Annotated in this window: 19 protein-coding genes and 1 pseudogene; 12 read left to right on the top strand and 8 right to left on the bottom strand. The window is 68.8% G+C overall.

Going from position 1 to position 20,967, the window contains the following annotated elements:
- Positions 1-21 precede the first annotated feature (21 nt).
- Complete coding sequence (locus CBM2586_RS02895) at positions 22-2,736, bottom strand: ABC transporter transmembrane domain-containing protein (RefSeq protein ID WP_115686768.1); 2,715 nt, start codon at positions 2,734-2,736, stop codon at positions 22-24.
- Between the two features lie 182 nt (positions 2,737-2,918).
- On the opposite strand from CBM2586_RS02895, the gene CBM2586_RS02890 reads away from it, so the two are divergent.
- The gene (locus CBM2586_RS02890; protein ID WP_115686767.1) at positions 2,919-3,527 is read left to right on the top strand and encodes a UdgX family uracil-DNA binding protein; all 609 of its coding nucleotides are present in this window, start codon (positions 2,919-2,921) and stop codon (positions 3,525-3,527) included.
- 4 nt (positions 3,528-3,531) lie between these two features.
- On the opposite strand, the gene CBM2586_RS02885 is transcribed toward CBM2586_RS02890, so the two are convergent.
- A complete protein-coding gene (locus CBM2586_RS02885; protein WP_115662916.1) occupies positions 3,532-3,813 on the bottom strand; it encodes a hypothetical protein in 282 nt (93 codons plus the stop codon).
- A gap of 263 nt (positions 3,814-4,076) precedes the next feature.
- Between CBM2586_RS02885 and CBM2586_RS02880 the strand changes: the two genes are divergently transcribed.
- Entirely contained in the window at positions 4,077-4,460 is a 384-nt protein-coding gene (locus CBM2586_RS02880) for a hypothetical protein (RefSeq protein ID WP_115662917.1), read from the top strand.
- A gap of 686 nt (positions 4,461-5,146) precedes the next feature.
- Here the strand turns inward: CBM2586_RS02880 and sodB are convergent.
- Together sodB and xseA are read right to left on the bottom strand one after the other, a co-directional pair.
- A complete protein-coding gene (gene sodB, locus CBM2586_RS02875; RefSeq protein ID WP_012351891.1) occupies positions 5,147-5,728 on the bottom strand; it encodes a superoxide dismutase [Fe] in 582 nt (193 codons plus the stop codon).
- Positions 5,729-5,928: 200 nt separating this feature from the next.
- Complete coding sequence (gene xseA / locus CBM2586_RS02870; RefSeq protein ID WP_115662918.1) at positions 5,929-7,314, bottom strand: exodeoxyribonuclease VII large subunit; 1,386 nt, start codon at positions 7,312-7,314, stop codon at positions 5,929-5,931.
- A gap of 1,083 nt (positions 7,315-8,397) precedes the next feature.
- Between xseA and CBM2586_RS02865 the strand changes: the two genes are divergently transcribed.
- The 7 genes from CBM2586_RS02865 (at position 8,398) to CBM2586_RS02835 (ending at position 13,723) form a co-directional block, all read left to right on the top strand.
- On the top strand, positions 8,398-9,018 hold the full coding sequence (locus CBM2586_RS02865) for a MotA/TolQ/ExbB proton channel family protein (protein ID WP_115663826.1): 621 nt from the start codon (positions 8,398-8,400) through the stop codon (positions 9,016-9,018).
- Positions 9,019-9,042: 24 nt separating this feature from the next.
- On the top strand, positions 9,043-9,468 hold the full coding sequence (locus CBM2586_RS02860) for an ExbD/TolR family protein (RefSeq protein ID WP_115662919.1): 426 nt from the start codon (positions 9,043-9,045) through the stop codon (positions 9,466-9,468).
- A gap of 143 nt (positions 9,469-9,611) precedes the next feature.
- The gene (lpxK, locus tag CBM2586_RS02855; protein WP_115686766.1) at positions 9,612-10,706 is read left to right on the top strand and encodes a tetraacyldisaccharide 4'-kinase; all 1,095 of its coding nucleotides are present in this window, start codon (positions 9,612-9,614) and stop codon (positions 10,704-10,706) included.
- Complete coding sequence (locus CBM2586_RS02850) at positions 10,687-10,890, top strand: Trm112 family protein (RefSeq protein WP_012351886.1); 204 nt, start codon at positions 10,687-10,689, stop codon at positions 10,888-10,890. The genes lpxK and CBM2586_RS02850 overlap by 20 nt, the downstream gene beginning before the upstream one ends.
- A gap of 11 nt (positions 10,891-10,901) precedes the next feature.
- Positions 10,902-11,711: a 3-deoxy-manno-octulosonate cytidylyltransferase gene (kdsB, locus tag CBM2586_RS02845; RefSeq protein ID WP_115662920.1), complete on the top strand. Its 810-nt coding sequence runs from the start codon at positions 10,902-10,904 to the stop codon at positions 11,709-11,711.
- A gap of 393 nt (positions 11,712-12,104) precedes the next feature.
- A complete protein-coding gene (adk, locus tag CBM2586_RS02840; RefSeq protein WP_115662921.1) occupies positions 12,105-12,770 on the top strand; it encodes an adenylate kinase in 666 nt (221 codons plus the stop codon).
- 194 nt (positions 12,771-12,964) lie between these two features.
- Positions 12,965-13,723, top strand: a complete 759-nt coding sequence (locus tag CBM2586_RS02835) for a 3-hydroxyacyl-CoA dehydrogenase (RefSeq protein ID WP_115686765.1) — start codon at positions 12,965-12,967, stop codon at positions 13,721-13,723.
- 18 nt (positions 13,724-13,741) lie between these two features.
- On the opposite strand, the gene CBM2586_RS02830 is transcribed toward CBM2586_RS02835, so the two are convergent.
- The gene (locus CBM2586_RS02830) at positions 13,742-14,563 is read right to left on the bottom strand and encodes a helix-turn-helix transcriptional regulator (protein WP_115686764.1); all 822 of its coding nucleotides are present in this window, start codon (positions 14,561-14,563) and stop codon (positions 13,742-13,744) included.
- Positions 14,564-14,719: 156 nt separating this feature from the next.
- Between CBM2586_RS02830 and CBM2586_RS02825 the strand changes: the two genes are divergently transcribed.
- Positions 14,720-15,499, top strand: coding sequence for a class I SAM-dependent methyltransferase (locus CBM2586_RS02825; RefSeq protein WP_115686763.1), 780 nt, complete (start codon positions 14,720-14,722; stop codon positions 15,497-15,499).
- Between the two features lie 24 nt (positions 15,500-15,523).
- Here the strand turns inward: CBM2586_RS02825 and CBM2586_RS02820 are convergent, their stop codons facing one another.
- Positions 15,524-16,441, bottom strand: coding sequence for a LysR family transcriptional regulator (locus CBM2586_RS02820; protein WP_115662925.1), 918 nt, complete (start codon positions 16,439-16,441; stop codon positions 15,524-15,526).
- A gap of 104 nt (positions 16,442-16,545) precedes the next feature.
- On the opposite strand from CBM2586_RS02820, the gene CBM2586_RS02815 reads away from it, so the two are divergent.
- Both CBM2586_RS02815 and CBM2586_RS02810 read left to right on the top strand, forming a co-directional pair.
- Positions 16,546-17,571, top strand: a complete 1,026-nt coding sequence (locus tag CBM2586_RS02815) for a bile acid:sodium symporter family protein (protein ID WP_115662926.1) — start codon at positions 16,546-16,548, stop codon at positions 17,569-17,571.
- A 124-nt stretch (positions 17,572-17,695) separates the two neighbouring features.
- A pseudogene (locus tag CBM2586_RS02810) lies at positions 17,696-18,911 on the top strand (ISL3 family transposase).
- Positions 18,912-18,942: 31 nt separating this feature from the next.
- Here CBM2586_RS02810 and CBM2586_RS02805 read toward each other — a convergent pair.
- Together CBM2586_RS02805 and tsaE are read right to left on the bottom strand one after the other, a co-directional pair.
- The gene (locus CBM2586_RS02805) at positions 18,943-20,445 is read right to left on the bottom strand and encodes an N-acetylmuramoyl-L-alanine amidase (RefSeq protein WP_115662927.1); all 1,503 of its coding nucleotides are present in this window, start codon (positions 20,443-20,445) and stop codon (positions 18,943-18,945) included.
- Complete coding sequence (tsaE, locus tag CBM2586_RS02800) at positions 20,439-20,951, bottom strand: tRNA (adenosine(37)-N6)-threonylcarbamoyltransferase complex ATPase subunit type 1 TsaE (RefSeq protein ID WP_115662928.1); 513 nt, start codon at positions 20,949-20,951, stop codon at positions 20,439-20,441. Before tsaE ends, CBM2586_RS02805 begins: the two co-directional genes overlap by 7 nt.
- Between the last annotated feature and the right edge of the window lie 16 nt (positions 20,952-20,967).

The following is a 20,967-nucleotide window of genomic DNA, read 5'->3' as shown; positions in this document are numbered from 1 at the left end:
GCGCCGGCCAATGCCGCCGCACTACGCTTGCTGCGTGTCCTGCGCGGAGCGCACCGCCAGCGAACGGATCGCCGCCACCAGCTCGCCCACCCGCACCGGCTTGGACAGGTGCAGCTGGAACCCCGCCATCAGCGCGCGCATGCGGTCCTGCGGCTCGGCGTGCCCCGACAGCGCGATCGCGGTCATGCGCTTGCCCAGCGGCACCTGCATCTGCGCCTCGAGCCGCCGCACCCGGCGCAGCACGGTGTAGCCGTCTTCCTCCTCGAGCGCGAGGTCGCACAGCAGCACCTGCGGCCATTGCCCCGGATGCGTGCCGGCCAGCAGCGCGATCACGTCGTCGCCGCGCTGCTGCGCGATGGCATGGGCGCCGTAGTCTTCCAGCGAGGCGCTCAGCACCTCGCGCGTGGGCTCGTCGTCGTCCAGCAGCAGCACGCGCAGGCCCTTGAGCGCCTGCGCATCCGGCGCCTCGGGTTCGGACTCGGCGTCCGGTGTGGCGGCCGGTGTGGCGGCCGGCGCGCGGCGCGCCTCGGGCTCCTGCACCGCGCGCATCGGCATCAGCAGCTGGTAGGCGTGCGCAGGCCCGTCGGCGGCCAGCGTGACGTTGTGCTCGGCCAGCCATTCGCGCAGGCCCTGCACATCCGGCAACGCCAGTTCGCCAGGGGTGGCGGACAGCCGCACGCCGGCCTGCCCGTCCAGCCGCTCGAGCCGCAGTTCCAGCCGCCCGCCCGGCTCGATGGTGGCGATCATGTGCTGGCACAACTCCCAGATCGCCTTCTGCAGCACGCCCGGATCGCCGGTGACGCGCAGCTCCGACTCGCTCTGCACCGTGAACAGGTTGACATGGCGCTCGGCGATCAGCTCGCGCAGCCCGTCGACCACGCTGGCCAGCAGGATCTCCAGGCGCACCGGCTGCAGCGCCAGGCGCCGTTCGGCGCGTTCCAGCTCGCGCTGCTGCTGCTGCAACTGCCACATCTGGGTATAGATGCCGCCGCGCTCCAGCAGCGTGGCGTGGTTGCCGTCTTCGACGATGCGGCCGTGTTCCATCACCAGGATGCGGTCGGCATCGACGATGGTCGAGAGCCGGTGCGCGATGATCAGCGCGGTGCGCCCGCGCGCGACTTCGGACAGCTCCTGCTGGATCGCCCGCTCCGAGCGGGTATCCAGCGCCGAGGTGGCCTCGTCGAAGACCACGATGGGCGGGCGCTTGAGCATCGCGCGCGCAATCGCCACGCGCTGGCGCTCGCCGCCCGACAGGCGCACGCCGCGCTCGCCCACCTGGGTTTCGTAGCCGTCGGGCAGGCGGTCGATGAAGGCGTCGAGCTGCGCCGCGCGCGCGGCGGCGACGATGTCGGCGCGGGTCGCGCCTTCGCGGCCGTAGCCGATGTTGTAGGCGATGGTGTCGTTGAACAGGATGGTGTCCTGCGGCACGATGCCGATCAGTTCGCGCAGGCTGCGCTGGGTCACCAGGCGCAGGTCCTGGCCATCGATGCTGATGCTGCCGCTGTCGGGCTGGTACAGCCGGAACAGCAAGCGCGCCAGCGTCGACTTGCCCGAGCCGCTGCCGCCCACCACCGCCACGGTCTGGCCGGCGCCGGCACGGAAGCTGACGTCCCACAGGGTCTGGTGGCTGGGGTCATAGCTGAAGTTGACGCGGTCGAACACGATCTCGCCGCGGGACACGCGCAGCGGGCGCGCGGCTGGCGCGTCGCTGTCCTCGCCGGGCTTGCCGTGGGCGTCGAGCAGCGCGAACAGCCGCTCGACGTTGGTCATGGCGTCGTTCGACTCGCGGAAGATAAAGCCCAGCGTATTGAGCGGCAGCACCACCTGGATGATGTAGGCGTTGATCAGCACCAGGTCGCCCACCGACAGCGAGCCCTGGATCACCCGCTGCGTGGCCAGCAGCATCACCGCGCCGACCCCGACCGCGATGCACAGGCTCTGCCCGATATGCAGGGCCGACAGCGCATACTGGTTTTCCACGCTGATGCCGATCCAGCGCTGCAGCATCCCGGACAAGCGCCGCGTCTCGAAGGACTCGCGCGCGAAGAACTTGACGGTGTCGTAGTTGAGCAGGCTGTCCACCACCTTGCTGTTGGTGGTGGCCTCGACCGCATTGACCTGGCGCTGCACCCGCATGCGCCGCTGCGTGAAGACATAGGTAAAGCCCGCGTACAGCACGAACACGCCCAGGATGATGGCGGCGAAGGCCGCGCCATAGGCACCGATCATGATGGCCAGCACCGACACGATCTCCATCAGCGTCGGCACGATGGTGAAGACCGCCACGCCCAGCAGGAAACCGATCGCAGCGGTGCCCTTCTCCAGGTCGCGGAGCACGCTGCCGGTGGCGCGCTGCGCGTGGAAGCGCGCGCCCAGCGCATGCAGGTGCGCAAAGGCGCGCTCCATGAAGCCCGCCACCGTGCTCTGCGTCACGTAGGCAAAAACCACGTCGCGCAGCTCGCTGAAGGCGTTGCCGAGCAGCCGCAGGACGGCATACGCCAGCACCAGGAACACCGGCATCGCCACCAGCCCCAGGCGCGCGGCATCGGTGCCGGCGGCGGCCGGGGTGACCTCGTCGACCACCAGCTTGAGCATCAGCGGCACCGCCACGGCACAGGCCTTGGCCAGCAGCAGCAGCGACACCGCGATCAGCACGCGGGCGCGGAAGCGCCAGATCGCGCGGAACAGTTCGGCGGCGATGCGACGGCGGGAGGCGGGGCGTATGGTCTGGGACATGCACGCGGGTCAGGCGTCAGGCGTCAGGTGCTCGGTGCGGCAAGGCAAGACGCGCGGTGGCGGGGGCCGGCGCGCGGTCTTGGGAGGAGGCAAATTCCATACCGATCGCAACGCGGCGCCATGGCGCGAAACCTGCAGCGGATGGGCTGCAGCGCCCGTGCGCTGCGCCACCGTCATCCGCCATGCCTGAGCGCAACAAGCCGCCTGTGAGCCGCGGCGAACTGAACGAATGCCGGCGCTGCCCGTTGTGGCGCAACGCCACCCAGGGCGTGCCCGGCGCCGGCGCGGCCCACGCGCGCATCATGCTGGTGGGCGAGCAGCCCGGTTCGCAGGAAGACCTGCAAGGCTCCCCCTTCGTCGGGCCGGCCGGGCACTTGCTGGATGAAGCGCTGCTGGCAGCGGGCCTGGACCGCGACAAGCTCTTCATGACCAACGCGGTCAAGCATTTCAAGTTCGAGTGGCGCGGCAAGCGCCGCCTGCACAAATCGCCCGCGCAGCAGGAGATCGAGGCTTGCAACCTGTGGCTGGAGCGGGAGCTGGAAAAGGTGCACCCGACGGTGGTGGTAGCGCTCGGCGCCACCGCGGCGCGCGCGGTGCTGGGCCGCAAGAGCGTGACGCTCGCGGGCATGATGGAGACACCGGTGGAGCACGAGGGGCGGCTGGTCATCGCTACCTACCACCCCTCCTTTGCCCTGCGCCAGCGCAGCGACGAAGCGCGTGCCGCGGCCTTCGACCGCATCGTGCGCAGCCTGCGCGCCGCCGCGCGGCTGGCGCGCGGCGCGCATGCCTGACCGGTCAGGACCGGTTCACGGTCGGCGGTGCGTCGGGATCGCGGCTGCCGGGATCGTGCAGGTCACGCGAACCGACGCCGGGCGGTATTTCGCCCTTGCCGGACTGCCCGCTCCCGGGCCGCTTCGGCTCCTGCTTGCGGTGTGACGCGGCGTTCTCCCAATCCGCGCGGGCGCGTTCGCGGGCGCGCTGGTTGTCCGCAGCGTTTTCCTTCAGTTCACGGTCATCCAGCCCTTGGCGCCGGTCCAGCTCCGGGTTGTTTGACGTGTCGTGCTTGCTGTGTTTCATGACGCCTCCGCTGAGGTGGGCCGCAATCGCCGGCCAACGCTGCAGTGCGCGCAACTTCCGTTCCCGCGGCCCTGCCTCCCGGCCGCTGCCCGCGCATGCCGGCGCCGCATCGCCCGTCGCCTCCGCGTCCTTGTAACAACCACCGGCGCTTGTAGAAAGTGCGTTGCGCCGGGGCGCGCACAGGGCCCGCACGGCAACGCCCGAGGTGGCCCGGCAAATGCTTTTGACGTACCAGCATGGCCGCGTTCAACCGGAGAAACCCGATGCGATCCACGATCCCCCGCGCCGCAGCCGTCGCGCTGCTTTGCGCGCTTGCCGGCGGCACCCTGGCGCAGCCGCCCGAAACCGGCGTGCGTACCGACAAGGGTCCCAAGGGCAGCCAGACCATACCGCCGCCGGGTGCCAGCGTGGCGCCGGGGAGCACGCCGGGCGCCACGCCCACCAATCCCGGCGGCCTCGCCAGGGATCTCGGCGACGTCCCCAAGGAGCCGCACACCGCGGGCGGCCTGCCCGGTCGCGACAAGCCCAAGCCGGCCTCGGAGAGCGCCGGCAAGGCCGACCGCGACGGCCTGCACGGCAAGCCGCGCAAGGGCACCGGTGGCGCCTCGATCGACCAGACCCGCGTGCCTGACGCCAAGGGGCGCTGAGCCACGCAAGGCGGCAGCCGCGCCGGCGGCACAGCGTCTTCCGGGCACGGGCACGAAGCGCTGGCGCGTGCCCCTGGCCTGCGCCGCCCACACGCGCCCGACGCTTCCAGCGGTTCGGCGACGAAATCATCGCCATGCGCCCGGGGGCGGTATGCCGGCACAGTTCGGCATAGGCCTGTGCCTGCGCCGCGACGGGCGCGTGGTAGTAGGCGAAGCCCATGATGTCGAAGCACGCCTGGCGCGCGGCGGCGCCGGCAAAGGTGCCGCGGTGGTGCACCGCGGTGGCAGGGGCGTTGAAGTGTGGGTTGAATGAGCCCAGAGCGCGGAGTGGTCCCTGCTGCCGGCATTACCGTAGGAACGCCTACGGCTGCGCTGCGCGCGGTCAGTATCTCAGGTCATCAGGGGCTCTGGCACGGTACGCATCGCTGCGCTCGCTTGGCGCTGCCGGCCGGCAATCCGAGTTCACGGAATCGCGCAAATGTCTGATGATCGTTGCCGCAATTGAGCCTGCGCAGCATCGCGATAAGGCCGGCACCAGGCTGCCTGCACCCTCATGGGGATTGTTGCACTCTCGCGGTCCAGCCTGTTTTGCCATCACGCTGACATGACCCGCGGCGGAATCGCGAGGCAACAAAAAAGGGCCTGGCGGCCCTTTCCTGTTTGCTGCGGTCTGGATGACCGGTGGCTCAGCCAGCGAAGTTCTTGCCGGCGAAGTCCCAGTTCACGACGTTCCAGAATGCCTCGACGTACTTCGGGCGGGCATTGCGGTAGTCGATGTAGTAGGCGTGCTCCCACACGTCGCAGGTCAGCAGCGGCTTGGCATCGGTGGTCAGCGGCGTGGCGGCGTTGGAGGTGGACACCAGGTCGAGCGAGCCGTCGGCCTTCTTGACCAGCCAGGCCCAGCCCGAACCGAAGGTGCCGACGGCAACCTTGGTGAACTCTTCCTTGAACTTGTCGAACGAGCCCCACTTGGCGTTGATGGCATCGGCCAGCGCGCCGGTCGGCTGGCCGCCGCCGTTGGGCTTCAGCGAATCCCAGTAGAAGGTGTGGTTCCACACCTGGGCGGCGTTGTTGAAGATGCCGCCCGACGACTTCTTGACGATCTCTTCCAGGGTCGCGTTCTCGAACTCGGTGCCCTTGATGAGGTTGTTCAGGTTGGTGACGTAGGTCTGGTGGTGCTTGTCATGATGGAACTCCAGGGTCTCCTTGGAGATGTGCGGAGCCAGCGCATCATGCGCGTACGGAAGCGGGGGGAGCTTGTGTTCCATTGTTCTGTCTCTGTGGGTTGGGGTTGTTGGGTCCGGAATTGCCGATTGTAGGGGACTTGCAAGACCCACGCAAACCACGGCGCAAAGCCCCCTGCTCCGATGTTAGTTTGTCCGCGCGCGGCTTTCCGGGAGATTTCGGCGCGGCCTTTCGGAGCTGTGCCGCGCGCGCGTGCGGGGCGTTTCCGGCACCGCGCGGCGGCTCAGAATTCCGGCAGCTTGGCCTGCACGGCGGCGATCGCCAGGTCGGCCACGCCTTCGGCCAGGTGCGCTTCGACCACGCTGCCCGCACGGATCTCGGCGGGGGCGCGCAGCGCGCGTCCGCGCTGGTCAAGCAGCACTGCATAGCCGCGTTCCAGCGTGCGCTGCGGCGCCAGCAACTCGAGCGCGCCGGCGCTGCGCGCCAGGCGCTGCCCGGCGCGCTCGTGCTGGCGCCGCGCGGCGGCCTGCAGCCGCTGCCACAGGCGCGCCACCTCGGCGTGGGCTGTGGCAGCGTCGGGCCGGCATGCGCGCCAGCGCATCGCCAGCAGCTGGTGGCGATGGCGCTGCGACACCACGGTATCGCGCAATGCCGCCCGCAAATGTCGCGCCAGATTGTCGACCTGCGCGCGGCGCTCCTGCAGCTGCGCCTGCGGGCTGCGCACGCGCCGGGCCAGCCAGTCCAGGTGCTGCGCGCGCAGGTCCAGCCCGCGCCGCAGGCATTGCCTCAGCGCATCGCGCGCGCGCGCGGTCTGCGCGAGCAGGTGCGCGCGATCCGGGCTGACCAGCTCGGCCGCGCCGGTGGGGGTCGGCGCGCGCACGTCGGCAACGAAATCGGCGATGGTGAAATCGGTCTCGTGGCCGACGCCGGAGACCACCGGCAGCGTGCAGCGCGCGATCGCGTGCGCCACCACCTCTTCATTGAACGACCACAGGTCTTCGATGCTGCCGCCGCCGCGGCACAGGATCAGCACATCGCATTCGGCGCGCGCGGCGGCGGCATCGAGCATGTCCGCGATCTTCTGCGCCGCGCCCGCGCCCTGCACCGGTACCGGATAGACCACCACCGGCACATGCGGCGCGCGCCGCCGCAGCGTGCTCAGCACATCGCGCAGCGCCGCGGCCTGCAGCGACGTGACCACGCCGATGGCGCGCGGCTGCGCCGGCACCGGGCGCTTGCGCTCCGGCGCGAACAGCCCGGCCTGCGACAGTTTTTCCTTGAGCCGCAGGAAGGCTTCATAGAGATTGCCGAGGCCGGCGCGGCGCATGGCCTCGACCCCCAGCTGCAGTTCGCCGCGCGCCTCGTACATCGAGACCACCGCGCGCACCTCGACCGCCTCGCCTTCGCGCGGCTGGAAGTCGACATGCTGATTGCGCCCGCGGAACATCACGCAGCGGATCTGCGCACGCGCGTCCTTCAGCGAGAAATACCAGTGGCCGCTGGCGGCGCGCGTGAAGTTTGAGATTTCACCCCGTACCCAGGCGAGCGGAAAACTGCGTTCCAGCACGCGCGCAATCGCGTGATTGAGTTCGCCGACGGGAATCACCTCGCGGCCGCTGCGCGGCGTGGTGGCGGAAGGGTCACGCGAAAAATTCGGCAGGTCAGACATGGGGAAGCCGCATGCATGCGGCGTGGCTCGGACATGTCCACAGCATAACTGCAATGTCAAGGGGTTAGCGCTGATGGCCCAGCCCTACCCGGGAAGCCGCATGGATTCGTGCAACCCTTTGATTCTTATGCGGTTTGTGAGCGCAACAAAACTTAGGCAATATAACCATTTCTCTTTTGCATCAACCACTTACATGTCCGGCCAAGGGCTTGTTCACAAAGTTATCCACAGCTTTCCCTGAATAAATAGTACTCATAGGGCACTTTATCGCGCGACGTGGCCGGTAGCCCGCTTATCGGATACGCCAAGCGCCTCGTCCTGCGCCCCGACCTTGCACGGTTGAACGCAGCGCCCTCGCCGAGCGTTTCTGCTGCGTTTGCACATTTTCTCGGCATTATCGGAAAACTGATTTGTTTTCAAAGGCTTGCGCATCTTCTCCCTGATTTGTCCACAAGCCGTCCACAGTGCTCTCCCTCTTTGCTGTGGACAAACCCCGCATTCGATGGCGCCAGCTGGCTGCAACGCCGGCCCGCCCACAATGAACGGCCCTGCCTGTTTTTTACGCAAGGTGGTCGACTGCCTTTGGAATCAAGGGCTTATGAAAACTCTCAGGCACCTTTCCACAAGCCCTCCACAGTACTGTCCCGCTGCTTTGTGGAAAGTCCTGTCGAAAAGTGCGCTTGCGCACAGAAGCGGCGCCCGGAACCGTGGCAGCCGCCGCCGCGGCACGTGCCGGATGCGCCGCAGCCGCTGCGGAACGCCTTTGCACAAGATTTAAGCACAACGTGCTTTGCCCTTTCCGATCAATGAGTTAGCGATCTTGTCCGGCGGCTTTCCACAATCGATCCACAATACTGTCCCTGCCGGCTGTGGAAAGCGTCAGCGCGCGCCGCCAGGGGACGATGCGCGCCCGAGACAGGCGCGCATGGTCCCTTGCCGCGCGCCAGGCCGCAGGTTAGAGTGGCGCCTGTTTTTTCAGAGCAATGCCGGAGCGCGCAGCAAGGCATCATGCCCACGCGCCTCAAGGCATGCCGACTGGCGGTTTGGGGTTTCGTTATTCGGTTGTCGATCCCGGGGGTCCAATTGTTTTCCATCATTCAAGCGGCCGGCTGGCCGATCTGGCCGCTGTTGCTCGCCTCGGTCATCGCGCTGGCGCTGATCGTCGAACGCTTCCTGTCCCTCAAGCGCAGCAAGGTGCTGCCGGCAAAGCTCTATGAAGAGGCGCTGGCCGCCGCGCAGCAGCGCCGCGCCACGCCGGAAGTGGTCAACACGCTGGAACAGAATTCACCGCTGGGGCGCGTGCTGGCCGCCGGGCTGCGCCACGTGGTGCTGCAGCCGCATACCTCGCGTGACGCCGCCAAGGACGTGGTCGAGGAAGCCGGCCGCGTGGTCGCGCATGAGCTCGAGCGCTACCTGAACGCACTCGGCACGATCGCCTCGGTGGCGCCGCTGATGGGACTGCTGGGCACGGTGATCGGCATGATCGAGATCTTCGGCAGCCAGGGCGGCACCGGCACCAGCCCCGAGCAGCTGGCGCACGGCATCTCGGTGGCGCTGTACAACACCGCCTTGGGCCTGATCGTGGCGATCCCGGCACTGATCTTCTGGCGCTACTTCCGCCGCCGCGTCGACGACTACGTGGCCGAACTGGAATTCCGCGCCACCTCGTTCCTCGACGCCATCCTGCCGCAGCGCCGCGCCTGAGCGCGGCACGCCCATCCGAACGCCATGCACTTCCGTTCCCGCCAGCGGCGCGAAGAGCCCGAGATCAATTTGATCCCGCTGATCGACGTGCTGCTCGTGATCCTGATCTTCCTGATGATCACGACCACGTACTCGCGCTTTACCGAGCTGCAGATCCAGCTGCCCACCGCCGACGCCGAGCGCGCGCGGCAGCAGCCACAGGAGATCGTGGTGTCGGTGTCCGCGCGCGGGGTCTACTCGGTCAACAAGCAGGTGATGGAGCAGAAGGACGTCACCAGCCTGGCCGACCAGCTGCGCACCGCCGCGGGCGCCGGCAGCCAGGCGCCGGTGGTGATTGTCAATGCCGACGCGCAGGCCACGCACCAGGCCGTGGTCAACGTGATGGAGGCCGCGCGGCTGGCCGGGCTGTCGCGCCTGACCTTCGCCACGCAGAGCGCGCAGCCGCGCTGACCCCGGGCGGGCCCGCGCGCCGGCGGCCGGCGGGCTTGCCCCATGCGCACGGCAATGCCCATAATGGTTGAGCCGCCCCGCGGGGCGTAGCCGCGAGCGCACTACAATCGCATCCCGACCATCGACTCTCGCCCGCCGCGTCCATGCCCGTTCCCCGCCATGCCCTTGCCGACTTCGTGACCGCCCAGTGGCAACGCCGCGGCTGGTTCGCCTGGCTCATGCTGCCGTTCTCGCTGCTGTTCGGGCTGGTCGCGCGGGTGCGCCGCCATGGCTACCTGCGCGGCTGGTTCAGGTCGACGCGGCTGCCGATGCCGGTGGTGGTGGTCGGCAACGTCACCGTGGGCGGCACCGGCAAGACTCCCGCGGTGATCGCGCTGGCGCACGCGCTGACCGAGGCCGGGCTGCGGCCCGGCGTGGTCTCGCGCGGCTACGGCGTGCAGCTCAAGCATCCGCGCCGGGTCAAGCCCACCTCGCAGGCGGGCGACGTCGGCGACGAGCCGCTGCTGATCGCGCGCGCCACCGACGTGCCGGTCTGGGTCTACCCCGACCGCGCGCTGTGCGCACAGGCCATGCTGGTGTCGCATCCCGGCATCAACGTGCTGCTGCTCGACGACGGCCTGCAGCACTACAAGCTGCAGCGCGACTTCGAGATCGTGATGTTCGACACGCGCATGGGTGGCAATGGCCTGATGCTGCCCGCCGGCCCGCTGCGCGAGCCGCTCTCGCGACCGCGCGACGCCACCCTGATCAACGACCCCAACTTCCGCGCCACGCCCGACCGCCCCGGCGTGTACGGCATGCGCCTGGAACTGGATGACGCCTGGCAGCTTGCCGATCCCACCATGGCGCGGCCGCTCAGCGCCTTTGCCGGACGGCGCGTGCTGGCCGCGGCCGGCATCGGCAATCCCGAGCGCTTTTTCGCCAGCCTGCGCGGCGCCGGCCTTGCGCCCAGGACGCTGCCGCTGCCGGACCACTATGACTTCGTGGTCGACCCGTTCGTCGACCATCCCGATGCGCTCGACGCCGACGTGATCCTGATCACCGAGAAGGATGCCGTAAAATGCGAGCGCTTCGACGACCCGCGCATCTGGGTCGTGCCCACCAGGCCCGTGATCGATGCGGGCCTGATCGATAAAATCCGCCGCGCCGTGCAGGCGCAAATCCAACCCGCGCCGGCCGCCGCGAGCGCCGCCGCCGGGCGCAACGAGGAACACCGAGATGGACAACCGGCTGCTTGAAATCCTGGTCTGCCCGCTGTGCAAGGGCAAGCTGGAATACGACCGCGCCGCGCAGGAGCTGATCTGCCACGCCGACAAACTGGCCTACCCGATTCGCGACGGCATCCCCGTGATGCTGGCCGACGAGGCCCGCCAGTCGGTGCCGGGCCGCGTCATCGAGCCGGACGCGCCCGCGGGCAACTGAGCAGCGCGGCCATGACCCTGCCCGCCTTTACCGTCGTCATTCCCGCACGGCTGGCCTCGACCCGCCTGCCCGACAAGCCCCTGGCCGATATCGGCGGGCGCCCGATGGTGGTGCGCGTGGCCGAACGCGCGCACGCGTCGTCGGCGCAGCGCACCGTGGTCGCCACCGATGCGCCGGCGGTGGCGCAGGCCTGCGCCGCGCACGGCATCGAAGCCGTGCTGACCCGCGCCGACCACCCCTCCGGCACCGACCGCCTGTCCGAGGTGGCCGCGCAACTGGGCCTGGCCGATGACGCCATCGTCGTCAACGTGCAGGGCGACGAGCCGCTGATCGAGCCGGCGCTGATCGACGCAGTGGCGCTGCACCTTGCGCACCACGCGGACTGCGCCATCGCCACCGCGGCCCATCCGCTGCACGACAGCGCCGAAGTGTTCAATCCCAACGTGGTCAAGGTGGTGTGCGACGCCGCCGGCCGCGCGCTGTATTTCTCGCGCGCGCCGATTCCGTGGGCGCGCGACGCCTGGTCCGGCGTGCCGGCCGTGCCCGCCGCGCTGGCGCAGGTGCCGCTGCCGGCCATGCCGGTGCTGCGCCATATCGGCCTGTATGCCTATCGCGCCGGGTTCCTGCGCCGCTTCCCGACGCTGGCGGCGGCGCCGCTGGAACAGACCGAGGCGCTGGAGCAGCTGCGCGCCATGTGGCATGGCGAGCGCATCGCGGTGATGCAGACCGGGGCCGCGCCCGCGCCCGGCGTCGACACCCAGGCCGACCTCGAACGCGTACGCGTGCTGTGGGCGCAGTCGATGGCCCAGGAAGGGCCCTGAGCGGCACCCCGTCGGCGCGGGCATGGCGGCCGCGCGAGCGCCTGCCCGCTCAGGTCGATTCTGCTGCAACCTGAACCGGGGGGCCGATTTCGGGCCGAATCCCCGCTGCCTCATGGCATAATGCTTGCCGATACAGAGCCGCCCCGCTGGCACGAGCAATCGCGCCGCCGGCCAAGGCTCGGTGGGGAGATAAAGAGTGAGCCCGTCCGGTGCGCCGCGCCGCCATCCACCTGGCAGCCGCCGCCGGCCGTACGCGGGGGTACGCCTGAGCCGTGCCCGCGCTGAACGCAGTCAGCACGCAACGGGACCGCAGTCAGTCTCGCGTCAAGTTACGGCGTTACCCTCCTTCTGATCTCTCCGCCATACCGGATTAAAAACTCTGAGGACCCGTAAATGCGTTTGATCCTGTTGGGTGCGCCTGGCGCCGGCAAAGGCACGCAAGCCAAGTTCATCTGCGAGAAGTTCGGCATTCCGCAAATCTCCACCGGCGACATGCTGCGCGCCGCGGTCAAGGCCGGCACGCCGCTGGGCGTGGAAGCCAAGAAAGTGATGGACGCGGGCGGACTGGTGTCGGACGACATCATCATCGGCCTGGTGAAGGACCGCCTGAAGCAGGACGACTGCAAGAGCGGCTACCTGTTCGACGGCTTCCCGCGCACGATTCCGCAAGCCGAGGCGATGAAGGACGCCGGCGTGGCGATCGACTACGTGCTCGAGATCGACGTGCCGTTCGACGCCATCATCGAACGCATGAGCGGGCGCCGCGTGCATGTGGCCTCGGGCCGCACCTATCACCTCAAGTACAACCCGCCCAAGGCGCCGGGCGTCGACGACGAGACCGGCGAACCGCTGATCCAGCGCGACGACGACAAGGAAGAAACCGTCAAGAAGCGCCTCGACGTCTACTCGCAGCAAACCCGCCCGCTGGTCGACTACTACTCGGCATGGGCGGCCAACGGCGACGCCGCGGCCAAGGTGGCGCCGCCGAAGTACCGCAAGATCCTGGGCGTCGGCAATGTCGACGAGATCACGGCACGGGTGTTCGAAGCGTTGAAGTAAGGCTCGGCGTGCACCGGCAAGGAAAGCGGCCTCCCGGCCGCTTTTTTTTATGCTGGCGCGGTTGCGGCCGCGTGCTCGGCGCTTAAGCACCGCCACCCCCCGATTTGCGCGCGTCGGCCCCTTGCACATCGGCCCTGCCTCCGTACAATGCTTAACGTTTACGTAAACGGAAACCAGAGCGAGGAGACCCCATCGTGGAAATCAAGGACAACGTATTCATCATCACCGGCGGCGCGTCCGGCCTGGGCGCCGGTACGGCCCGTCTGCTCGCCGAAGCCGCCGCCCGGGTCGTCATTGCCGACCTGAACGAAGCCGCCGGCCAGGCCCTGGCAAGCGAGATCGGCGGCCAGTTCGTGCGCTGCGACGTGACCTCGGAAGCCGATGGCCAGGCCGTGGTCGCCGCGGCGCAGTCGCTCGGCCGCCTGGCCGGCCTGGTCAACTGCGCCGGCATTGCCACCGCCAACAAGACGGTCGGCAAGAACGGCCCGCATCCGCTCGATGCCTTCGACAAGACCATCCGCATCAACCTGGTCGGCACCTTCAACATGATCCGCCTGGCCGCCGCGGCGATGGTGCAGAACACGCCGGACAGCGAGGGCGAGCGCGGCGTGATCATCAATACCGCGTCGGTGGCAGCGTTCGATGGCCAGATCGGGCAGGCCGCCTATGCCGCGTCCAAGGGCGGCGTGGTCGGCATGACGCTGGCGATCGCGCGCGACCTGGCGCGCGACGGCGTGCGCTGCATGACCATCGCCCCGGGCCTGTTCGAGACCCCGATGCTGCTGGGCATGCCGCAGGAGGTGCAGGACGCGCTCGGCAAGATGGTGCCGTTCCCGTCGCGGCTGGGCCGGCCCGCCGAATATGCGAAGCTGGCGCGCTCGATCATCGAGAACCCGATGCTCAACGGCGAGGTGATCCGGCTGGACGGCGCGATCCGGATGCAGCCCAAGTAAGCCCAGGCTGCTGCCCGCTCAGCCGGGCAGCAGCATCACCAGCATCAGCCCCGGCGCCGCCGCCGGCACCAGCGTCAGCTGCTCGAATTGCAGCGCGCCCTGGCGCGGATGGCGAAAGCCGCGGCGCCCGCCCTCGCGCTCTTCCACGTCCTGCGACAGCCAGGCGGCGCGGAAGTCCGCGCTCTCCGCCATCAATCCCTCGATCAACGCCCGCGTCGGTGCCGCTTCGGCATGGCGGATGCTGTGCGCTCGGAATTCGGCCACCAGGCGCGCGGCGCGGTGCGGCCAGTCCTGCACCAGTGCCTGCAGCGCCGGCGACAGGAACATCGCGCGCAGCAGGTTGCGCTCGGTGGCGGCGGCGTCGAGCCAGCCGGTGAACAGGTCCGCGGCCGAGGCGTTCCAGGCCAGCGCGGTCCATTGGCGATCGAGCAGGTAAGCCGGCCCGTCGATGGCATGCACGCTGGCCAGCACCGCGGCTGGCACCGGCTCGCCGCCAGCGTGGTGCGGATCGCGCCGGCCGGCCAGCTCGAACAGGTAGGCGCGCTCGGCGCGCGACAGCCGCAGCGCCGCGGCGAGGCTGGCCAGCGCGCGCGCCGACAGCGCCACCGGCCGGCCCTGCTCCAGCCACGTGACCCAGGTTGTGCTCAGTCCTGCCAGCTGCGCCACCTCCTCGCGGCGCAGGCCGGGGGTGCGGCGGCGCTGGCCGGGCGCCAGCCCCACGTCCGCCGGCGCCAGGCGTTCGCGGTGCGCGCGCAGGAAGGCGCCGAGCACGGCTTCGCGCGATGCGGGCGGGGATCGCGCGGCGGCAGGAGGGGTGGCAGGCGGGGCGAGTGGCGGCATGGCAGGCTGGTGGCGTTTATACCAGGATAAAGCGGTGACTTGTACCGGGAAAACGGCCCGCCTACAGTATGCCGAACCCGCCTCGCGGGCAAGTCCCCTCCCCGACCACAACGCCGCCCGACCCGGCTCGGCCGCGGCCCCCAGGAGCCCAGCACCATGCAGCAACAGGAACTCGTCGCCGCCCAGTTCGGCGCCAGCGCCAGCGCCTATCTCACCAGCGCGGTCCATGCCAGCGGCGCCGACCTGCAGCAACTGAAGGACGAACTGGCCGCGCTGATTCCCGTGGCCAAGCGCGCGCGCAGCCGCGTGCTCGACCTGGGCTGTGGCGCCGGCCATGCCAGCTTTGCCGCCGCCGCGGTGGCGGGCGAGGTGACCGCCTGCGATTTGTCGGCCGACATGCTCGCGGTGGTCGAGGCCGCGGCGCGCGAGCGCGGGCTGGACCACGTGCGCACCCGCCAGGGCGCGGCCGAGCAACTGCCGTTCGACGATGGCAGCTTCTGCGCGGTGGTGTCGCGCATGAGCGCGCACCACTGGCGCGACGTGCCGGCCGCGCTGGCCGAAATCCGCCGCGTGCTCAAGCCCGGCGGCAAGGTGGTGCTGATCGACATCGCCGGCGCGCCGGACCCGCTGCGCGATACCTGGCTGCAATCGGTCGAACTGCTGCGCGATCCCTCGCACGTACGCGACTACACCCCGGCGGGCTGGCGCGTGATGTTCGAAGCCGCGGGCTTTGCCGCGGATGCGATTGCCGTATCCGACATCTGGCGCATCGGCATCGAGTTCGACAGCTGGGTGCAGCGCATGCGCACGCCGGCGCTGGCGGTGGCCGCGATCCGGCATCTGTGGCAGGTGGCGCCCGCGGAAGTGCGCCAGCACTATCGCGTGCAGGCAGACGGCAGTTTCGAGCTGGAAGCGGTGATGGTCACCGCGCGCTGAGCGGACGGGCCGGGCGCAGGCGCTTCAGGCCGCGGCGCTGATGGTTGGCGCCTCGGCCCGCACGGTCAGGCGCCGCACCAGTTCCCACACCGCCGCCGCGGCCGGCGACAGGGAGCGGTCCTCGCGCCGCACCATGACGATGCTGCGCTCCTCGCGCGGCACCAGCGGGCGCCAGACCAGCGGCGACGCCGCCGGCAGCGGCAGCGAAAACGACGGCAGCACCGACGCGCCGATGCCGGCCTCGACCATGCCGAACACGCTGGCCGAATGGCCCAGTTCCTGCACCACGCGCGGCACCACGCCATGGCGGCCGAACACGCGGTCGATCAGCGGCCGGCTGCCCGAGGCAAAGTCCAGCAGCACCAGCCGCATCCCATGCAGCGCCGACCACGGCACCGCTTCCGCCTGCGCCAGTGGATGGTCGCGCCGGCAAACGAAGCAGAACGGGTCGGTCGCCACCGGCTCCACCAGCAAGCCGTCACGCACCAGCGGATCGATCAGCACGCCGAAGTCCACCGCGCCGGCGCGGACCTGCTCCAGCCCGTCCGCCTGGACGTTGTCGCGCACGGTCAGGCGGATTTCCGGATATTGCGCGGCGCAGGCGGCCACGTAGAGCGGCATCAGCCGGGCGGAGATCGTCGGCGCGCCGGCTATCACCACACGGCCGCGATAGCGCTCACCGAGCTGCCGGGTTTCCTCGAGGGTGTCGTCCAGTTGCCCGAGCAGGCGTTCCAGCGCGGGTGCCAGCGCATGGCCGGCTTCGGTCAGGACCACTTCGCGCGTGGTGCGGTCCAGCAGGCGCACGCCGAGCGCGTCTTCCAGTTCGGCGACGCCTCGGCTGACCGCCGGCTGGGTCAGTCCGACCGCGTCCGCGGCGCGGCTGAAGCCACCGCTGCTGGCCACCGCCAGGAACACGCGCAGCTGGCGCAATGTGTAATTCATGCAACAAGCGGATAAATAGATTCTATAAATGAATTTGCATTCTAGACCCGGGTGGCGTCCAATACTAGGCAAAACCCTAACACCGCAGGATTTCACCCGCAGTCATGTCCCGTATTGTCCGCAATCTCAAGAAGCTCTATGACCTGATCGACGGCTTTGTGCTCGTCATGCTGACCGCCATCGCCATCGCGCTGGCGGCGCCCGAGCTCGGCACCGGCGACGGCCCGCTGCACCTCGGCGTGGTGACCAGCCTGGGCGTGGCGCTGGTGTTCTTCCTGCACGGCGCGGCGCTGTCGCGCGACAAGCTGGTGGCGGGCGCCAAGCACTGGCGCCTGCACGTGTTCGTGCAGGTCTTCACCTACGTGGTGTTCCCGGTGGTGGGCGCGCTGCTGATGCTGTCGCTGCGCAATACGCTGCCGGCCGACCTGCTGCTGGGCGTGTTCTTCCTGTGCGCGCTGCCGTCCACGGTGTCGTCGTCGGTGGCAATGACCTCGATGGCGCGCGGCAATGTCTCGGGCGCGATCTTCAACGCCACCATCTCGGGCCTGATCGGCATGCTGGTGACGCCACTGCTGATGGGGCTGGTGATCAGCGCCAGCGGCGCCTCGATGCCGCTGGGCAAGGCGCTGACCGGCGTGGCGCTGCAGCTGCTGCTGCCGTTCGCGCTGGGCCAGCTGCTGCGTCCGCTGATCGGCAGCTGGCTCGCCAGGAAGAAGCACATCACCAACAAGATCGACCGCGGCGTGATCGTGCTGATCGTCTACTCCTCGTTTTGCGACGCCACCGCCGAAGGCCTGTGGCATGAGTACCAGTGGCAGACCATCGGCGCCGTGATGGGGATCGCCGCGGTGCTGCTGTTCGTGGTGCTGGGCTTCACCACGCTGACCGCGCGCCGCCTGCGTTTTTCCGTCGAGGACGAAATCACCGCGGTGTTCTGCGGCTCGAAGAAGAGCCTGGCCAACGGCATCCCGATGGCCAAGATCCTGTTTGCCGGCCATCCGGCGCTGGGCTTGCTGGTGCTGCCGCTGATGGTCTATCACCAGCTGCAGCTGATCGTCTGCTCGGTGATCGCATCGCGCTATGCCAACCGCGATGCCTTGCTGGAGGACCAGGCCACGGCGCGCGCCTGAAGCGCGCCGCCATAAAAAAACCGGGGCATGCCCCGGTTTTTTTTTGGTTCTTCGCAGAAAACCGTGGCCCGAAAGAGCACATTTTGTATGCTGATGTCTGTTTCTTCAGGTATCAGGGGGATGTGTGCTGGATCGCAAGACGCTGCAAGCACTGGGTTGCTGGAAGGGCTACCGGCTGGAGCGCGTGGAATGGCCGGAGGGAGAGAGCCGTACGCTGTCGTTGTACTTGAAGCCGGTCAGCAAGGTCATGCATTGCGAGGAGTGTGGCGCGCGCTGCCATCAGGTGCATGAGACAGTGGTCAGGCGAGTCCGGGACCTTCCGCTGTTCGAGTATCGGGTCGTACTGCACGTGCCGCGCCGGCGCGTTTGGTGCGACCGTTGCGGCGGTCCGAGGCTGGAGCGGCTGGAATGGCTTGGGCGCTACCAACGCGTGACGGCCCGCTTGGCCCAGGCTTGCGGCCACTTGTTGCGCCACTGTACGGTGCAGGCGGTGGCGGCCTTCTACGATCTGGGCTGGCACACAGTTAAATCGATCGATAAGGCTCGCTTGCGTGAGGCAGTGGCCGAGCCGGACTGGTCCAATATCCGCTACCTGGCCATGGATGAGTTCGCGCTACACAAGGGGCATCGATATGCCACGGTGGTAGTCGACCCCATTGGGCGGCAGGTGCTCTGGATCGGACAGGGGCGCTCACGCGAGACCGCCCGAGCCTTCTTTGAGCAGCTCCCCGCCGGCGTTGCGCAGCGCATCGAGGCCGTCGCCATCGACATGACGACCGCGTATGAGTTGGAGATCCGGGCGCATTGCCCGCAAGCAGAGGTGGTCTTCGACCTGTTCCACGTGGTAGCTAAGTACGGGCGTGAGGTCATCGACCGAGTACGGGTGGATCAGGCCAATCAGCTGCGGCACGATCGGCCGGCCAGACGGTGCTCAAGTCCACACGCTGGCTACTGCTGCGGAATCGGGAGAACTTGAGCGTCCCCAGGCGGTTCATCTGGATGGTCCTGGAGGCGAACCGGCCATTGCTGACAGTCTATCTGTTGCGCGACGAGCTAAAGCGGCTATGGTTCTACCGCCGCCGGCGTGGGCGCAAAAAGCTTGGGAGCAATGGTGCGAGCAGGCTCGGCAGAGCCGAATACCTGCCCTGGAGTTGTTTGCGAAGCGCCTGCAAGGCTACTGGCATGGCATCTTGGCCCGCTGCCGCCACCCATTGAACACCAGCGTGGTCGAAGGCATCAACAACACCATCAAGGTCATCAAGCGCCGCGCGTACGGCTATCGCGACGAGGAATACTTCTTCCTCAAAATCCGCGCAGCCTTCCCCGGAATTCCTCGATGAACCTTTTTTTTGCCCGTCGCTTGGCAACGGATCACACGGACGGATTCTTCGACAGCGGCGGATTGCGCGCAAAGTAAGCGCGGATGCCCTTCAGGATGGCATTGGCCAGCTGCTCCTGGTGGGCGTTGTCGTTGAGCTTGCGCTCTTCCTCCGGATTGCTGATGAAGGCGGTCTCGATCAGGATCGACGGGATATCCGGCGCCTTCAGCACCGCAAACCCGGCCTGTTCCACGTGCGCCTTGTGCAGCTTGTTGATGCCGCCGATCTCGCCCAGCACGGCCTTGCCCACCAGCAGGCTGTCGTTGATCTGCGCGGTGGTCGACAGGTCCAGCAGCACGCGCGCCACCTGCGCATCCTTGTTGCCCATGTTGGCGCCGCCGATCAGGTCGGAGGCGTTTTCCTTGTTGGCCAGCCAGCGCGCCGCCGTGCTGGACGCGCCGCGCTCGGACAGCGCGAACACCGACGCGCCGCGCGCCTCGGGCGACAGGAAGGCGTCGGCGTGGATCGACACGAACAGGTCGGCCTGCACGCGGCGCGCCTTCTGCACGCGCACATTGAGCGGCACGAAGAAGTCGGCGTCGCGCGTCATCATCGCGCGCATATTGGGCTGCGCGTCGATCTTGGCGCGCAGCCGGTGCGCGATCTGCAGCACCACGTCTTTTTCACGCGAGCCGGCCGCGCCGATCGCGCCAGGGTCTTCGCCGCCATGCCCGGGGTCGATCGCCACGGTCAGCAGGCGCCGCATCTTGAACGGTCGCTCGGCGGTGGGATTGTCGCGCGCGACCGGCGGCACCACGGGGGCGTTGGGGGTTGGCACCGGCGGTGCCGAGGGCTTCGGCCGGGCCGCGGCCACCGGTGGCGGCAGCGGCGCGGTGGTGGGCGGCATCTCGCCCTTCTCGTCGAAGCGGCGCACCAGCGCGCCGATGGCGTCTTCCTCGGCGCCGGCCGGGGCGCCGGCGATGCCTTCCGCGCCCGGCGCCGGGTCCGAGGTGGCAAAGCGGCGCTGCTTTTCCTCGGTGTCGCGCACCAGCTTCCACAGCGGGTCGGGCGGGTTGACCGGGTACAGGTCGAACACCAGCCGGTTGCGGTAGCTGCCGATCGGCGCCAGCGTGAACACCTGCGGCGCCACGTTTTCCTTCAGGTCGAACACCATGCGGACCACGCGCGGGCGGTTCTGGCCGACGCGCACGGTCTGGATATACGGGTCGTTCGGAGCGATCTTGGCCACCAGTTCGCGCAGCGTGGGCGACAGGTCGAGGCCGTCGATGTCGACCACCAGCCGGTCGGGGTCACGGATCATCTGGTGCACCGCGGCCAGCGGTGCATCGGATTCGATGGTGACGCGGGTGTAGTCCTCGGCCGGCCACACGCGCACCGCGACGATGCCGGCGCCGAACGCGATCTGCGGACCGGCCAGCGTCAGCACGGCGGTGCCGGCGCCCAGCTTCAGTGCCTGCGCCATCCATTTGCGGCGCGCCTGCAGCAGGCCGTCGGGTCCATCGGGGCGGTCGGTGGCAAGTCGCTTGATCAGCATGCGTTCAGCAAGGTAAGTCCAGTGGGAGTATAGGCGCGCAAGGTCGCGCTCCGCCGCTCGCCGGCGTCATCGGCGCCGGCCATGTCCGATTGGAGCAACATGTGCAGGTCCGGTTCCCCCAGCAGGCGTCCGGCCTTTTCCGGCCACTCGACCAGGTTGAAGGCCGGTTCGGCGAAGCAGTCGCGAAAGCCCGCGTCGAGCCACTCTTCGGGATCGGCAAAGCGGTACAGGTCGAAGTGGTAGACCGTCAGCGGCGAACCATCGGCGCGCGCGACATCATAGGGCTCGCACAGCGTATAGGTGGGGCTGCGGACCTTGCCCGCATGGCCCAGCGCGCGCAGCACGGCGCGCGACAGCGTGGTCTTGCCGGCGCCCAGGTCGCCGGACAGCTGCACATGCACCGTGCGCGGCGGCATGGCCTGCACGGCGGCGGCCAGCGCGGCGCCCAGGCGCGCGGTGGCGGCTTCGTCGGGCAGCGTCAGGGTGCGTTCTTCAAGCAAGGGCATTGCGTACAATTCAGGA

Origin of the sequence: Cupriavidus taiwanensis (assembly GCF_900250115.1) — a bacterium.
Taxonomy (GTDB): Bacteria; Pseudomonadota; Gammaproteobacteria; order Burkholderiales; family Burkholderiaceae; genus Cupriavidus; species Cupriavidus taiwanensis_B.
This window is presented reverse-complemented; position numbering and strand designations above follow the sequence as displayed.

Coding starts and splice junctions, on each gene's coding strand:
- CBM2586_RS02895 (WP_115686768.1), bottom strand. CDS start 2,736: ATGTCCCAGACCATACGCCCCGCCTCCCGCCGTCGCATCGCCGCCGAA.
- CBM2586_RS02890 (WP_115686767.1), top strand. CDS start 2,919: ATGCCTGAGCGCAACAAGCCGCCTGTGAGCCGCGGCGAACTGAACGAA.
- CBM2586_RS02885 (WP_115662916.1), bottom strand. CDS start 3,813: ATGAAACACAGCAAGCACGACACGTCAAACAACCCGGAGCTGGACCGG.
- CBM2586_RS02880 (WP_115662917.1), top strand. CDS start 4,077: ATGCGATCCACGATCCCCCGCGCCGCAGCCGTCGCGCTGCTTTGCGCG.
- sodB (WP_012351891.1), bottom strand. CDS start 5,728: ATGGAACACAAGCTCCCCCCGCTTCCGTACGCGCATGATGCGCTGGCT.
- xseA (WP_115662918.1), bottom strand. CDS start 7,314: ATGTCTGACCTGCCGAATTTTTCGCGTGACCCTTCCGCCACCACGCCG.
- CBM2586_RS02860 (WP_115662919.1), top strand. CDS start 9,043: ATGCACTTCCGTTCCCGCCAGCGGCGCGAAGAGCCCGAGATCAATTTG.
- lpxK (WP_115686766.1), top strand. CDS start 9,612: ATGCCCGTTCCCCGCCATGCCCTTGCCGACTTCGTGACCGCCCAGTGG.
- CBM2586_RS02850 (WP_012351886.1), top strand. CDS start 10,687: ATGGACAACCGGCTGCTTGAAATCCTGGTCTGCCCGCTGTGCAAGGGC.
- kdsB (WP_115662920.1), top strand. CDS start 10,902: ATGACCCTGCCCGCCTTTACCGTCGTCATTCCCGCACGGCTGGCCTCG.
- adk (WP_115662921.1), top strand. CDS start 12,105: ATGCGTTTGATCCTGTTGGGTGCGCCTGGCGCCGGCAAAGGCACGCAA.
- CBM2586_RS02830 (WP_115686764.1), bottom strand. CDS start 14,563: ATGCCGCCACTCGCCCCGCCTGCCACCCCTCCTGCCGCCGCGCGATCC.
- CBM2586_RS02825 (WP_115686763.1), top strand. CDS start 14,720: ATGCAGCAACAGGAACTCGTCGCCGCCCAGTTCGGCGCCAGCGCCAGC.
- CBM2586_RS02820 (WP_115662925.1), bottom strand. CDS start 16,441: ATGAATTACACATTGCGCCAGCTGCGCGTGTTCCTGGCGGTGGCCAGC.
- CBM2586_RS02815 (WP_115662926.1), top strand. CDS start 16,546: ATGTCCCGTATTGTCCGCAATCTCAAGAAGCTCTATGACCTGATCGAC.
- CBM2586_RS02805 (WP_115662927.1), bottom strand. CDS start 20,445: ATGCTGATCAAGCGACTTGCCACCGACCGCCCCGATGGACCCGACGGC.
- tsaE (WP_115662928.1), bottom strand. CDS start 20,951: ATGCCCTTGCTTGAAGAACGCACCCTGACGCTGCCCGACGAAGCCGCC.